Genomic DNA, 14,618 nt, shown 5'->3' on the forward strand with positions numbered 1-14,618 from the left:
AGGCGAGCCGTGGATCAGCCGCTTTGGGGCTGATCTATCTGCGTTGTCCAAGCGCACCGCTCTTAACCTTGCCCACCGACCATCTCAACTGGGCCTTGCCCGCCCGCCGTCGCGGGACCTTACGCGGCATGGATGCCGCGTACAGGGATGTACTTGCGGCGTGTCCTGCGAGGGTGGGCGGGCGAGGGCCCCGCTGCAGAGCCTGAGATCAACCGCTCTAGGATTGAGCTATCGCAAGGGCTCTGCAGCCAAGCTCCAGACCAGCCGCTCTTACTCGCCAGCGCGGAATTGCGTCGGCGAGCAGCCGGCATGGCGTGCGAAGTAGCGGCTGAAGTATGCAGCGTCGAAAAATCCAAGGCTGGCGGCGATCTGCTGCACGCTCAGACTGGTGTAGCGCAGGCTGCGGCGTGCTTCGAGCATGATCCGGCGCTGCAGTAACTGCAGTGCCGAGGCGCCGGCCAGTCGCTGGCACAACGCGTTGAGATGGCCCGGAGTCAGACCCAGCTGCTCGGCATAGCGGGAGATCGGCCAGTGCGCGCGATAGTGCTGGTCAATCAGGGCCTGATAGCCACGCAGATGGCGCAATGCCGGGTCGGCGTACGGGCTCACCGCAGCCGCATCCTGCGCGTGCTCCAACGCCGTGCGGGCGGTCCAGATCAACAGCTGCGCTGCGGCGGCGTGCAATGCCGCCTCGTGGCCGATGCGTCGGTACGCGTGATCGCCGGCAATACTGGCGAACAGCACGTCGAGCAATCCGCGTGCGCGGCATGCGTGCAGGACCTGCGGGACCGTCAGTGCGCCCTGCAATACTGGCGCGGCACTCAAGGCATTGCGTACCAAGGGCATGCACACGGTGATGATGTGGCCGCGTACCTGTGGATCGAATTTGAAGCCATGCACGCATAGCGGTGGCAGCCAGATCACGCTTGCGCCACGCACGCGCTGGCTGCGGCCATCCAGCTGCAGCGTCGCCGGACCGCGTTGCACGTACAGCAGTTGCGCCAGGTCCTCGTGCCGGTGCGGGGCGATGCGCCAGTCATGCAGCCGGCTGCGTGCGGCAATCGACTCCCAGTGCAACAGCTCGGGCGTGTCGGCATGCTGCTCGCCATACAGGCCGAAGGCGGGAACCGCGGTAGTTGCGGCAGTGGCGTGCGCGCGTGTGGGCATCGTCGAAAAGTCCAAGCACTGCACGCAATCATCCCTTCAAAGCATGTGCTTGGCTACCCACACTGGCCTGCATCCGTCGGCTGAGGCAGGAGCATTGCATGCGAACCCAGATCGCGATCATCGGCGCTGGCCCCTCCGGCCTGTTGCTGGGCGAGCTGTTGCTGCGGGCCGGTATCGATACCGTGGTGATCGAGCGGCAGACCCCGGAGCATGTGCTGGGGCGTATCCGTGCCGGCGTGCTGGAACAGGGCAGCGTGGCGCTGCTGCAGCAGGCAGGCGTTGGCGCACGCGTGCAACGCGAAGGCTTGCCGCATCACGGCTTCGAACTGTCGCTGGATGGCCGGCGCGAGCGTATCGATCTGCTGCGCGGCTGCGGACGCAGCGTGACCGTCTACGGCCAGACCGAGGTCACTGCCGATCTGATGCAGGCCCGTGCACGCAGCGCTGCGCCAACGTATTACAGCGCGCAGGACGTGACACTGTGCGGAGTGGACAGCGACGCGCCTGCGGTGGAATTCACCCACGATGGCCAGCGCCTGCGTATCGACTGCGACTATATCGTCGGCTGCGACGGCTTCCATGGCATCAGCCGCGCCAGCATCCCGCCGGAGCGACTGCGCCTGTTCGAGCGGGTGTACCCGTTCGGGTGGCTTGGCGTGCTTGCCGACACCCCACCGGTCAACGACGAGTTGATCTACGCGCAGCACCCACGCGGCTTTGCCTTGTGTTCGATGCGCTCGCCGACGCGCTCGCGCTATTACGTGCAGGTGCCGGCCGATGCGCGGGTGGAGGCATGGAGCGATCAGGCGTTCTGGGATGAGTTGCGTGCGCGTCTGCCAGACGCCTTGTCTGCGCAACTGCTCACCGGGCCGTCGATCGAGAAGAGCATTGCGCCGTTGCGTAGCTTCGTCGCCGAACCCATGCAGTACGGGCGTCTGTTCCTGGCCGGCGATGCGGCGCATATCGTACCGCCCACCGGCGCCAAGGGCCTGAATCTGGCGCTGGCCGATGTCGGTTTGCTGGCGCAATTGTTCGAGCGCTGGAACGCGCGTGGCGATACCGCGGTGCTGCAACAGTATTCGGCGCTGGCATTGCAGCGGGTGTGGAAGGCCGAACGGTTTTCATGGTGGATGACCACCTTGCTGCATACCTTCGACGACCAGGACGCATTCACCGCACGCATTCATGCCGCAGAGCTGGATTATCTGCTGGACAGCGAGGCCGGGCGGGCCACCCTGGCCGAAAACTATGCGGGCTTGCCGTTGGTGGAGCTGCCGGATTGAGCGTAGCGATGGTTGCCGCCGAGACGCCTCGTGCGTGCGCGCGAGAAAACCGACTGCCGTGGTTATCTTCTGATTACCACCAATACCGCAGGTGCCCTGGTGCACTCCAGGGCGGCTAGCGGGCGAGCGGACGCGGCCGTTAGGCTGGCGGCGACGCGTGAACAACCCTGTATGCCAAGGCGCGTCGTCCCCCAATCAACGGTGCAGCGTGCTGGTATCCCTGCCAATGCAGTGCCCGTCTCCACGTAAGGAGTCTTCCATGAATAAGCTGTTCTCACGCGCCTTGCTGCTGGTCATGCTGGTGGCGCCGGTGGCTGCGTTCGCGCAGACCGCAGTGACGGAAAATCCCAACCACCAGAAGATGCTGCTCGGCTCCACCTGGTATGAAACCGCCAACAAGCGGCTGGTCTACGATTTCTGGCGCACCGTGTTCGAAGCCGGCCAGGTGCAGTATGCGCCGATGTACATGGACAAGAACTACATCCAGCACAACCCGAATGTGGCCAATGGCCGCGATGCCTTCATCGCCTTCCTGACCGCCTTCGTGAAGCCGACGCCGGTGCAGCCGCGCGTGCAGCTGCCGCTGGTGGCCATCACTGCCGACGGCGATCTGGTCACGCTGGTGTCGGTGCGCACCTTGCCCAATCCGAACAAACCGGGCACCACCTACACCACTACCTGGTTCGACATGTTCCGCATCGAAAAAGGCCTGATCAAGGAGCATTGGGATCCGGACACCATTGCCGGCCGCGCCAATAGCGGCGGCCAGTAATCGCTGCTGCATTGCAGGGCTGCAACGTGCAGCCCTGCAATGCGTGATCCATGCAGGTCGTCAGCAACCATGCTAGTTGTTGACGGAAACGACAACGCCCGCCTGATGGCGGGCGTTGTTTTTTTGAGCGCAGCGGTCAGCTGATACGGAAGCCCATCGTCGCTTCCACTGCCTGCTGCCAGCCGGCATAGAGTTGTTCGCGCTTGTCGTCGGCCATGGTCGGCTCGAAGCGGCGATCCACCGCCCACTGCTTGGCGATCTCTTCGCGGCTGCTCCAGAATCCGGTCGCCAGACCGGCCAGGTAGGCCGCGCCAAGCGCGGTGGTTTCGGCCACTTCCGGGCGCAGCACCGGCACGTTGAGCATGTCGCTCTGGAACTGCGCCATGAAGTCGTTGGCGATGGCGCCACCGTCGGCGCGCAGTTCCTTCAGCTCGATGCCCGAATCGGCCTGCATCGCAGTCAACACGTCGCGGGTCTGGTAGGCCATCGATTCCACCGCCGCACGCACGAAATGTTCCTTGGTGGTGCCGCGGGTCAACCCGAACACCGCGCCGCGGATATCGCTGCGCCAATACGGTGCGCCCAAGCCAACGAAGGCCGGCACCAGATAGACCCCGTCGTTGTCGCCGGCGCGTTCGGCATAGGCCTGCGAGTCGCTGGCCTTGCCGAGCATGCGCAGGCCGTCGCGCAGCCACTGCACCACCGAGCCGGCGACGAAGATCGAGCCTTCCAGCGCGTATTCGACCTTGCCGTCGATGCCCCAGGCGATCGTGGTCAACAGACCGGCCTTGGACGCAACCGCCTTGTCGCCGGTATTCATCAGCGCAAAGCAGCCGGTGCCATAGGTGTTCTTGGCCATGCCCGGCTCGAAGCAGGCCTGTCCGAACAGCGCCGCCTGCTGGTCGCCGGCGATCCCGGCGATCGGCACCTGCTCGCCGTAGAAATACTGGGTCTGGGTCATGCCGTAGATTTCGCTGGACGAGCGTACCTCCGGCAGCATTTCCTTCGGCACGTCGAGCATGGCCAGCAGCTCGGCGTCCCACTCCAGCGTGTGGATGTTGTACATCAGCGTGCGCGAGGCATTGGTGTAGTCGGTGACATGCACCTTGCCGCCGGTGAGATTCCAGATCAGCCAGCTGTCGATGGTGCCGAAGGCCAGCTCGCCGTTACGCGCGCGCTCGCGGGCGCCGTCGACGTGGTCGAGGATCCATTGGACCTTGGTGCCGGAAAAGTACGCATCGATCAGCAGGCCGGTCTTGTCGCGCACCATTTGCTCGTGTCCGGCCTCCTTGAGCTGCGTGCAGATGTCCTTGGTCTGCCGCGATTGCCAGACGATGGCGTTGTAGATCGGCTGGCCGGTGGCCTTGTCCCACACCACCGCGGTCTCGCGCTGGTTGGTGATGCCGATACCGGCGATCGAGCGCGCATCGATCTGCGCGTTGTTGAGCAGCTCGGTGATCGTGGTGTAGACGCTGGTCATGATCTCGCGCGGGTTGTGTTCCACCCAGCCCGGCTGCGGAAAGATCTGGCCGAACTCGCGCTGCGCCACGCCGGCCACCTTGCCGTTGCGATCGAACAACATCGCCCGTGAACTGGTGGTGCCTTGATCGATCGCAAGGACGTATTGCTTTTCCATCGGAGATTCCTCGAACAATGCCGGCGCTGGCGCACGGCGAGAAAGGGGCAGTGCACGCCGCTGCGCGAAAGGCCGATAAAACCCGGCCTGTCCGGCGGCGGCGCTGTGCTGTCAGTCGTGCAGCAGGGCGATCAGCGCGGATCGAGCGGTTTGCCGCCCTGCAGATGGCGCACGCGTGCCGGCAGGAACGGCAGGATCAGCCACTGGTAGGCGAGCGCGCCGATCGGGCCGCCGATCAACGGGCCGACAATGGGGATCCACCAGTAGTTGTCCTTGGCCGGCAATGCGGCCTCGCCCCAGCCGGCAAGGTAGGCGAACAGACGCGGGCCGAAATCGCGCGCCGGATTCATCGCCCAGGCTTCCAGATAGCCCATCGACGCGCCCAGCGTCGCCACCAGCAGGCCGATCATCAGCGCGCCGGAGTTGGCGGTCGGCGCGGCTTCGTTGAATTGTTCGGTGATGGCGAAGATGCCGAAGATCAGGAACGCGGTGATGATGATCTGGTCGACCAGCGCATGCATCGGCGTGACCGCAAGGCCGGGTGCGGTGAAGAACACCCCGGCGGCGCCACCGGCTTCGCGGGTGAGTTGCTGCACCTGGTTGTAGTGGTCGATGACCGGGCCGTACAACTGGTAGACGATGGCCGCGCCCAGGAATGCGCCGATCACCTGCGCGCCCCAGTACGGCAGCACCTTCTTCCAGGAGAAACCGCGGAACAGCGCCAGCGCCAGCGTCACCGCCGGGTTGGCATGCGTGCCGGACACCGAGCCGGTGACATAGATCGCCAGCGTCACCGCCAGGCCCCAGGCGATGCACACGCCCCAGTAGGCGTTCTGGTACGGGCTGGGGTCGTAGAGGACGTACATCGCCGCGACCGAATCGCCGAGCGCGATGATGATGAACATCGCCACCGCTTCGGAGATCAACTCACCCACGAGTTGGCGGCTCATGCGCGCGTCCTCGTGCCGATGGCGATGACGCAGGCAGGGTGGTGCGATGCGCGCATTGGCGCGCAGGGGTCTTCGGTGATGCTCATCAGGGTGCCCTCCACGTGACTCAGGATGATGCTGGCGAATGCGCCAGGATACGTTGCCGCGCGACCCGTCCTCGCCGGCAACGTGGTTCGATCAGGCCGGCATGCCGTCCGCCTGCCGGACCGAGTGTGTCTGCAGGTACGCCTCCAGGCGTGCGCGCCCGGCCGCGTCGATGCGCAGGCCGAGTTTGCTGCGGCGCCACAGGATGTCGTCGGCAATCACGGCCCATTCGTGGGCACGCAGGTAATCCACCTCTGCCTGGTACAGATCGGCGCCGAAGTGCGTGCCCAGGGCGGCGATGTCCTGCGCCTGGCCCAGCAGCTGCTCCGCACAGGTGCCGTAGTTGCGTACCAGCCGCTGCGCGGTCGGCGCCGGCAGCCACGGGTATGCGTTGCGCACGCGCTCGAGCAGGCTGGCGATATCGCGTTGTTCGCCGCCGGGCAATGCATCGCCGCGCGCGGTCCATGCAGGCTTGCGGGCACCCAGCGCCTGGGTGAGGCGGTCGACCGCTTCTTCGGCCAGCTTGCGATAGGTGGTGAGCTTGCCGCCGAACACGTTGAGCAACGGTGCGCCGTCGGTAAGCACTTCCAGCTGGTAGTCGCGGGTGACTTCGGCGGCGTTGTCCTCGGCATCGTCCAGCAGCGGACGCACGCCGCTATAGCTCCACACCACATCGCTGGGGGCGATCTGCTGCTGGAAATACAGGTTCACCGCATCGCACAGGTACTGCACTTCGGCCGCATCGATGCTGGGCGCGGCGGGGTCGGCCTGGTAATCCACGTCGGTGGTGCCGATCAGGGTGAAGTCGTGCTCGTAGGGGATGGCAAACACGATGCGCCGATCCGGCTGCTGGAAGATGTAGGCGTGGTCGTGGTCGAACAACTTGGGCACCACGATGTGGCTGCCCTTGACCAGGCGCAGTGCGTGCTTGTGCGGCACTGCGGCGACCTTGTCCAGGAACGACACCGCCCACGGCCCGGCCGCGTTGGCCAGCGCACGCGCCTGCACGGTGCGGCGGCGGCCGTCGCGGTCTTCCAGCTCGGCATACCAGAAGCCTGCATCGCGCCAGGCACCGACGCATCGTGTGCGGGTGCGGATCTGTGCGCCACGCCTGGCGGCGTCCATCGCATTGAGCACCACCAGCCGCGCATCCTGCACCCAGGCATCGGAGTACACGAAGCCGGTGCGCAGCGATTCCTGCAGCGGCTGGCCAACCGGGTGCGTGCGCAGCGACAGCCGGCGCGAGCGCGGCAGGCTGCGCTTGCTGCCACCGAGATGGTCGTACAGGAACAGGCCGGCGCGAATCATCCAGGCCGGGCGCAGATGCGGTTGATGCGGCAGCAGGAAGCGCAGCGGCCAGATGATGTGCGGGGCTAGCCGCAGCAACACCTCGCGTTCGGCCAGCGCCTTGCCGACCAGCGCGAACTCGTACTGCTCCAGGTAGCGCAGGCCACCGTGAATGAGCTTGGTGCTGGCGCTGCTGGTATGCGCGGCCAGATCGTCCTGTTCGCACAGGCACACCGACAGGCCACGCCCGGCCGCATCGCGGGCAATGCCGACCCCGTTGATGCCGCCGCCTATCACCAGAAGATCGTATGTCTCGCCCATCGGTGTCTCCGTCCGGGCGCGCCAGTAGCGAACCCAAGTTGTCATGTTCGAACATATTCGAACATCAAACCTTTTCGGGACGTGAAGAGCCGTGAGACCTGGGAGCTAGGCGAATAAAGAGTAAATTGGCCTATCGAAGCCGAAATTTCGATAGCCAGAGCGGATCATTAGGGCGTCAGATCGGCACGCCGCACCGCAAACGCACAAAAACGAACAATTGGCTCAGCCGGCGTCGCCAGGCTCGGCCAGGTGCACGCGGGTGCCGGCCTCGGCCAGCACGGCGGCCAGTTCTTGCGGCGGCGGCCGGTCGGTGAACCAGTCGTGCACCTGGGCGATCGTGCCCAGTCGCACCATGGCGTTGCGGCCGAACTTGCTGTGGTCGGCGGCCAGCAGCACCTGCCGCGAGTGCTCGATGATGGCCTGGGCCACGCGCACTTCCTGGTAGTCGAAGTCCAGCAAGGTGCCGTCCAGATCGATGCCGGAAATGCCGATCACCCCGAAGTCCACCTTGAACTGCCGGATCAGCTCCACCGTCGCCTCGCCGGTCACGCCCTGGTCGCGGCCGCGCACCACGCCACCGGCCACGATCACCTCGAAGCTGGGGTTGGCACTGAGCATTACCGCCACGTTGAGATTGTTGGTGATCACGCGCAGGCCGCGGTGCTGCAGCAAGGCGCGCGCGACCTCTTCGTTGGTGGTGCCCAGGTTGATGAACAACGAGGCATCGTCGGGAATGAAGCGGGCGACCTGCGCGGCAATGTGCTGTTTCTCGCGCGCCTGCAGCGCCTTGCGCGCGGTGTAGGCCAGGTTTTCCACGCTCGAGGGCATGCTGACGCCACCGTGATAGCGGCGCAGCACGCCGGCATCGCACAGCAGGGTCAGATCGCGACGGATGGTCTGCGGCGTCACCTCGAAGCGCGTCGCCAGCCCTTCCACCTCGGCAAAGCCCTGCTGCCGCACCAATGCCACCAATTGTTCCTGGCGCGGGTTGAGTGCCGGCGCCGGGACCGTCCTGTAGTGAGTCGACTCCATGCGCAGATGATCGCGCATGCGCGTGAGGATGCAAACACGCGCTGCGCGAGCGCCGGCGTGTCGATGGCTGCGCTCAGCCCAGCTCGCCGCGGTAGCCGGTATCGATGCTGATGCTGCCGCCCACCGCGCGCGACACGCAGGCGCACAGCTTGCGGTTCTCGCGGCGCTGTTCGTCGCTGAAGAACACATCGCGGTGATCGATATCGGCCGCGCTGTCCAGCACCTCGACCGCGCACAGCCCGCATTCGCCGCGCCGGCATTCGGCGATCAGCTCGACTCCGGCGTCGGCCAGCGCATCCAGCATCGATTCGTTCTCGGCCACCGGCACTTCCAGGCCGAGCCCGGGCAGCTTGACCACGAATGCCTGCGCCGGCACCCGCCCGCTGTTGCCGAAGGTTTCGAAGTGCAGCCGCGCGCGCGGACGCCCGGCAGCGTGCCAGTGCTGGCGCACCGCCTCGAGCATGCCGAGCGGGCCGCACACGTACACCTCGGCATTGGGCGACAGCCGCGCCAGCTCGGCAGCAAGGTCCGCCGGGCCGGCGCCGTCGTCGCATTGCAGCTGCAGGCGCTCGCCCAGCAGCGCTTCCAGTTCGTCGACATAGGCCATCGCACGGCGCGTGCGCCCGGCATACAGCAGGCGGAACGCGTGATGGCGGCGCGCCAGCCGCTGCGCCATGCCGATGATCGGGGTGATGCCGATCCCGCCGGCGATCAGCAGGATCTCCTCGCCGCCCTCGTCCAGCGCAAAGTTGTTGCTGGGCGGGGAGATCTCCACCTCATCGCCGGGCTGCAGCGTCCACATGTGCCGCGAGCCGCCGCGGCTGTCGGGCATCTGCCGTACCGCGATCTGGTAGTAGCCATCGGCACGCGGCTCGCCCACCAGCGAGTACGAGCGCACGTCGGCGCGGCCATGCAGCTGCACGCGAAAATCCAGATGGCTGCCGACCTCGAAGCCGCGCGCCGCGGTGCCCGGGTCGAGCACGATTTCGCGCACGCCCTCGCAGGCGTCGGCAATGCTGACCACATGGGCGCGGTGCCACTGGGTGTCTTTACGCATGGGGAACTCCAGGCAGAGGGGTGGGCCGGCTGCTGCCGGCAGTGGCGGGATGGGCGCGGCCGATCAATGCGCCGCCGCGCACCTGGGTGATCGCCGCCGGGGTCTGCAGCACGTGGCGCAGATTGCGATGGGCCAGCCGTGCGTGTTCGCGCATCAGCGCTTCGGCGCGCGCGCCCTGGCGGTCTTCGATGGCGGCCAGGACTTCGCGGTGCTGGTCCTGCGCCAGGGTCAGGATCAGCCGCGCCTCGGCGCTGGTGGTCTGCGCCATGACCAGGCTATTGGGCGAGGCGAACGGCAGCTGCAGCACGCGGGTGAGCTCGCGGCCCAGCACATCGCTGCCGGCCATGGCCACCAGCAACGCGTGGAACTGCGCATTGGCCTGCACGTACGCGCTGAAGTCGATGGCGTGCAGCGGCGAGCCGACGATGCGGTCGAGCGTATCCAGCAACTGGCGTGCCTGGGCCAGCGCCGCGGCCGATGCTCCGCGCTCGGCCGCCATGCGCGCGGCCAGGCCTTCGAGCGTGCCGCGCAGTTCGATCGCATCGTGCACATCGCGTTCGCTGAAGGCCTGCACCGCATAGCCGCCGCCGGGCAGTGCGCTGGCCAGGCCTTCTTCGCACAGCCGCTGCAGCGCGGCGCGCACGGGCGTGCGCGACATGCCTAGCCGCTGCACCACCGCCAGCTCGGACAGGCGCGTTCCGGCCGGCAGGGTACCGTCGAGGATCAGTTCGCGTAGCGACAGCAGTGCGCGCGTGGTCTGCGCCGCACTGCTGCGAAACGGGGTGGCGGGTGACATGGAAACCTCCGATGCGGTGCTCAGCCCACCATGCGCAGCGACAGTTCCTGCGCGCGCTGCTCCTGGGCGATCAGCCGATCGATCACGCGGCGCGCCCACATCCCGCCGGCATCGACGTTGAGGTTGTAGAAGGTGTGATCCGGATGCGCGTCGATGGCGCGTTGCTGCGCTTCCAGCACCGCCTCGTCCTCGCCGAACACGCCGGTGACGCCTGCACGGGTCAGCGTGGTCAGCGATTGGTCGTGCAGCGCGTAGTTGCGCATGAACGCCCAGAAGTAGTGGCAGGTGGTGTCGGTTTCCGGCGTGATGGTATTGAGCACGTAGCCGTTGACACCCTGACTGCGGTCGCCCTCCGGCGCACCGGTGCCGGCGATGGCCACGCCGACGTCGATGGCAATGGTGCCGGGCGCTTCGAAGCGGATGATCTGCCAGCGGTCGACCTTGCCGCGGTAATCCAGATGGCGTGCGATCTGGCTGGCCCAGAACGGCGGCGCGTCGATGTTGCGCATCCAGCGCGACACCACCACCGAGCGGTCGCCATGCATCACCTCGAACGGCGCTTCGGCGATCTCGTCCTGGCCGATGCTGGAGCCGTGCACGAAGGTCTCGTGGGTCAGGTCCATCAGGTTGTCCAGCACCAGCCGGTAGTCGCACTTGGCATAGATGGTGCGGCCATCGCCGGCCCAGGCCGGATCGTGCGCCCAGTGCAGGTCGGGAATCAGGCGGGTGTCGGCCTGCGCCGGGTCGCCCGGCCAGATCCACACATAGCGATGCTTCTCGGCCACCGGAAAACTGCGCACGCATGCGGAGGGATTGATGGTCTCCTGCGAGGGCATGTGCACGCAGCGGCCCTGGCTGTTGTAGACCAGGCCGTGGTAACCGCACACCACATCGTCGCCGCGCAGCTTGCCCATCGACAGCGGTACCAGGCGATGCCAACACGCATCTTCGAGCGCGATCACCGCCCCGGCAGTGGTGCGATAGACCACCACATCCAGGTTGCAGACCTTGCGCGGGGTCAGTGCGTGCTTGATCTCGTGGTCCCAGGCGACGGCGTACCACGCGTTGAGGGGAAACAGCTGCTTGGACTGGGACATGACCGTGGCTCCTGGGGTTTGTATACAACCTGGGGTGCGGATCGGCAGCGGTGCGCCGGCTGGCGACCAGTTGACGCGCATGCCGGCGCTGGCGTCTGCTTGCAAGCGAAGTTATGTATACACCGGAGACAATGTTGGAGCGTCGGTCGCTCGCCGAAATTGTGCGATTATCGAATTGATGCACCGATAATCGCATTGACCGGGCCGTGCAGCTGCGCCTAACGTGACCACACGCTCGCTGCGCAGGACCGAAGCAATGGCCCAGATCGTCCCCCTTTCAGAAGCGGTGTCCCAGCTGATCGCCGATGGCGACTGCGTGGCGATGGAAGGCTTCACCCATCTGATTCCGCATGCGGCTGGCCACGAGGTGATCCGCCAGCGCAAGCGCGACCTGCACCTGGTGCGCATGACGCCGGACCTGATCTACGACCAGTTGATCGGCGCCGGTTGTGCATCGGCATTGCGGTTTTCCTGGGGCGGCAATCCCGGCGTCGGTTCGCTGCACCGGCTGCGCGATGCGGTCGAACATGCGTGGCCGCAGCCGCTGCAGATCCGCGAACACAGCCATGCCGACATGGCCAACGCGTACGTGGCCGGTGCCTCGGGCCTGCCGTTCGCGGTGCTGCGCGGCTATGTCGGCTCGGACCTGCCGCGCGTCAACGACAGCATCAAGTTCCTGCAATGCCCGTACACCGGCGAGACGCTGGCCACCACGCCGGCGGTCAAGCCCGATGTCACCGTGATCCATGCGCAGCAGGCCGACCGCCGCGGCAACGTGCTGCTGTGGGGCATCCTGGGCGTGCAGAAGGAAGCCGCGCTGGCGGCGCGCAAGGTGATCGTCACGGTGGAAGAGATCGTCGACACGCTGGATGCGCCGCCCAATGCCTGCATCCTGCCGCGCTGGGTGGTCGATGCGGTTTGCCATGTACCCGGCGGTGCGGCACCGTCGTACGCGCACGGTTATTACGCCCGCGACAACCGCTTCTACCTGGCCTGGGATGCGATTGCGCGCGACCGTGCCCGCTTCCAGGCGTGGATCCAGACGCACATTCTCGACACCGAGGACTTTGCCGCGTTCCAGCGCGTGTACGCGCAATCGCTGCTGCAGGTGGCCGCATGAGCGACTACAGCACCAACGAGATGATGACCGTGGCGGCGGCGCGGCGCCTGCCCGATGGCGCGGTGTGCTTTGTCGGCATCGGCCTGCCATCCACCGCCGCCAACCTGGCGCGGCTGACGCATGCGCCGGATGTCACCCTGATCTACGAATCCGGCCCGATCGGCGCGCGCCCGGAGGTGCTGCCGTTGTCGATCGGCGACGGCGAACTGGCCGAAACCGCCGACACCGTGGTCTCCACGCCGGAAATCTTCCGCTACTGGCTGCAGGGCGGGCGCGTTGACGTGGGCTTCCTGGGCGCGGCGCAGATCGATCGCCATGCCAACCTCAACACCACGGTGATCGGCCAGTACGACGCGCCCAAGACGCGGCTGCCCGGCGCGGGCGGTGCGCCGGAGATCGCGGCCAGCGCCAAACAGGTGTTCATCATCATTCGCCAATCCAGACGCAGCTTCGTGCCCGCGCTGGACTTCATCACCACGGTCGGGCATCTGGACGGTGGCGATGCGCGGCAGCGTGCCGGCCTGCCCGGCGCCGGCCCCACCGTGGTCGTCACCGACCTGTGCGTGATGGAGCCCGATCCCGTGACCCGCGAACTCACCGTCACCGCGCTGCATCCCGGCAGCACCCGCGAGCAGGTGAGCGCGGCCACCGGCTGGCCGATCCGCTTCGCCGCCGATCTGGCGCAGACCACCCCACCCAGCGCTGCGGAACTGCAGGCGCTGCGCGCGCTGCAGGCACGCACCGACGCAGCGCATGGCAAGCAGGCAGCCGGAGCCGAGGCATGAGCGAGGTCTATCTGATCGATGGCATCCGCACGCCGATCGGCCGCTACGGCGGCGCCCTGGCCGGCGTGCGCGCCGACGACCTGGGCGCGATACCGATTGCCGCGTTGATGGCACGCAATCCGCAACTGGAACCGGCGCTGATCGACGACGTGTACCTGGGCTGCGCAAATCAGGCCGGCGAGGACAATCGCAATGTCGCGCGCATGAGTCTGTTGCTGGCGGGCTTGCCCAGTTCGGTGCCGGGCAGCACGCTCAATCGCCTGTGCGGCTCGGGGCTGGATGCGGTCGGCACGGTGGCGCGCGGCATCCGTGCCGGCGAGCTGGGCCTGGCGATCGCCGGCGGGGTCGAATCGATGACCCGCGCGCCCTGGGTCATGGGCAAGGCCGAGAGCGCGTTCGCGCGCACGCAACAGCTGGAAGACACCACCATGGGCTGGCGGTTCATCAATCCGCGCCTGCAGGGCGCCTATGGGGTGGAGCTGATGGGCGAGACCGCGGAGAACGTGGCACAGCGCCATGCCATCGCGCGCGAAGACCAGGACGCGTTTGCGCTGCGCAGCCAGCAACGCGCCGCCGCCGCACAGGCGGCCGGTTTCTTCGATGCAGAGATCACCCCGGTGCCGGTGCCCGCACGCAAAGGGGGCGAGGCAAGCGCGGTCGATCGCGACGAGCATCCGCGCCCGAACACCACCGGCGAGATGCTGGCCAAGCTCAAGCCGGTGTTCCGCCAGCCCGGCACGGTGACGGCTGGCAATGCGGCCGGTCTGAACGATGGTGCTGCCGCCCTGTTGCTGGCGTCTGCGCAGGCCGTGCACGCGCATGGACTGACCCCGCGGGCACGTGTGCTCGGCTTCGCCTCGGCGGGCGTGGAGCCGGCCTACATGGGCATCGGCCCGGTACCGGCCACGCAGCGCCTGCTGGCGCGCCTGGGCCTGCGCATCGAGCAGTTCGATGCGATCGAGCTCAATGAAGCCTTCGCCGCGCAGGTGCTGGCCTGCACGCGCGCGTTCGGCCTGGCCGACGATGCCGCGCACGTCAACGCCAATGGCGGCGCCATCGCGCTGGGCCATCCCCTGGGCATGAGCGGCGCGCGGCTGGCGTTGACCTTGTTGCGGCAACTGGAGGCGGGCAATGGGCGGCTTGGGCTGGCCAGCATGTGCATCGGGGTCGGGCAGGGCGTGGCGCTGGCGATCGAGCGCGTCTAGTGCGCCGATTGCAACCGCCGCTGCCG

Annotated in this window: 13 protein-coding genes; 5 read left to right on the forward strand and 8 right to left on the reverse strand. The window is 66.9% G+C overall.

Annotated features, from left to right (window positions below; all coding sequences use genetic code 11):
* Window positions 1–270: 270 nt before the first annotated feature.
* Window positions 271–1,167 (reverse strand): helix-turn-helix domain-containing protein, encoded by an 897-nt coding sequence (locus tag ABQ137_RS02295; RefSeq protein WP_349781056.1) that lies wholly within the window; start codon window positions 1,165–1,167, stop codon window positions 271–273.
* Between the two features lie 98 nt (window positions 1,168–1,265).
* Between ABQ137_RS02295 and pobA the strand changes: the two genes are divergently transcribed.
* Window positions 1,266–2,450 (forward strand): 4-hydroxybenzoate 3-monooxygenase, encoded by a 1,185-nt coding sequence (gene pobA / locus ABQ137_RS02300; protein ID WP_167708266.1) that lies wholly within the window; start codon window positions 1,266–1,268, stop codon window positions 2,448–2,450.
* 259 nt (window positions 2,451–2,709) lie between these two features.
* Window positions 2,710–3,222 carry a nuclear transport factor 2 family protein gene (locus tag ABQ137_RS02305; protein WP_046345403.1) on the forward strand — a complete coding sequence of 171 codons (513 nt, stop codon included), beginning with the start codon at window positions 2,710–2,712 and terminating at the stop codon, window positions 3,220–3,222.
* Between the two features lie 136 nt (window positions 3,223–3,358).
* Here the strand turns inward: ABQ137_RS02305 and glpK are convergent, their stop codons facing one another.
* From glpK to ABQ137_RS02340, 7 genes are all read right to left on the reverse strand, one after another.
* Window positions 3,359–4,858, reverse strand: a complete 1,500-nt coding sequence (gene glpK, locus ABQ137_RS02310) for a glycerol kinase GlpK (protein ID WP_349781057.1) — start codon at window positions 4,856–4,858, stop codon at window positions 3,359–3,361.
* Between the two features lie 131 nt (window positions 4,859–4,989).
* Window positions 4,990–5,808, reverse strand: coding sequence for an MIP/aquaporin family protein (locus ABQ137_RS02315; protein ID WP_016904933.1), 819 nt, complete (start codon window positions 5,806–5,808; stop codon window positions 4,990–4,992).
* Between the two features lie 177 nt (window positions 5,809–5,985).
* Window positions 5,986–7,500, reverse strand: a complete 1,515-nt coding sequence (glpD, locus tag ABQ137_RS02320) for a glycerol-3-phosphate dehydrogenase (protein WP_349781058.1) — start codon at window positions 7,498–7,500, stop codon at window positions 5,986–5,988.
* 222 nt (window positions 7,501–7,722) lie between these two features.
* Window positions 7,723–8,550, reverse strand: a complete 828-nt coding sequence (locus ABQ137_RS02325; protein ID WP_039528800.1) for a DeoR/GlpR family DNA-binding transcription regulator — start codon at window positions 8,548–8,550, stop codon at window positions 7,723–7,725.
* 55 nt (window positions 8,551–8,605) lie between these two features.
* Window positions 8,606–9,589, reverse strand: coding sequence for a PDR/VanB family oxidoreductase (locus ABQ137_RS02330; protein ID WP_054591152.1), 984 nt, complete (start codon window positions 9,587–9,589; stop codon window positions 8,606–8,608).
* Window positions 9,582–10,385, reverse strand: a complete 804-nt coding sequence (locus ABQ137_RS02335) for a GntR family transcriptional regulator (protein WP_016904720.1) — start codon at window positions 10,383–10,385, stop codon at window positions 9,582–9,584. Before ABQ137_RS02335 ends, ABQ137_RS02330 begins: the two co-directional genes overlap by 8 nt.
* 20 nt (window positions 10,386–10,405) lie before the next feature.
* Window positions 10,406–11,482, reverse strand: a complete 1,077-nt coding sequence (locus tag ABQ137_RS02340; protein ID WP_016904721.1) for an aromatic ring-hydroxylating dioxygenase subunit alpha — start codon at window positions 11,480–11,482, stop codon at window positions 10,406–10,408.
* Between the two features lie 256 nt (window positions 11,483–11,738).
* Between ABQ137_RS02340 and ABQ137_RS02345 the strand changes: the two genes are divergently transcribed.
* The 3 genes from ABQ137_RS02345 to pcaF are packed head-to-tail and all read left to right on the forward strand — an operon-like array spanning window position 11,739 to window position 14,592.
* Window positions 11,739–12,602 carry a CoA transferase subunit A gene (locus tag ABQ137_RS02345; protein ID WP_024938793.1) on the forward strand — a complete coding sequence of 288 codons (864 nt, stop codon included), beginning with the start codon at window positions 11,739–11,741 and terminating at the stop codon, window positions 12,600–12,602.
* Window positions 12,599–13,387, forward strand: coding sequence for a CoA-transferase subunit beta (locus tag ABQ137_RS02350; protein WP_054591150.1), 789 nt, complete (start codon window positions 12,599–12,601; stop codon window positions 13,385–13,387). Before ABQ137_RS02345 ends, ABQ137_RS02350 begins: the two co-directional genes overlap by 4 nt.
* Entirely contained in the window at window positions 13,384–14,592 is a 1,209-nt protein-coding gene (pcaF, locus tag ABQ137_RS02355) for a 3-oxoadipyl-CoA thiolase (protein ID WP_054591149.1), read from the forward strand. The genes ABQ137_RS02350 and pcaF overlap by 4 nt, the downstream gene beginning before the upstream one ends.
* Window positions 14,593–14,618: the final 26 nt, after the last annotated feature.

The sequence above is a fragment of the Xanthomonas sp. WHRI 8393 genome (genome assembly GCF_040203315.1).
Classification (GTDB): domain Bacteria; phylum Pseudomonadota; class Gammaproteobacteria; order Xanthomonadales; family Xanthomonadaceae; genus Xanthomonas; species Xanthomonas arboricola.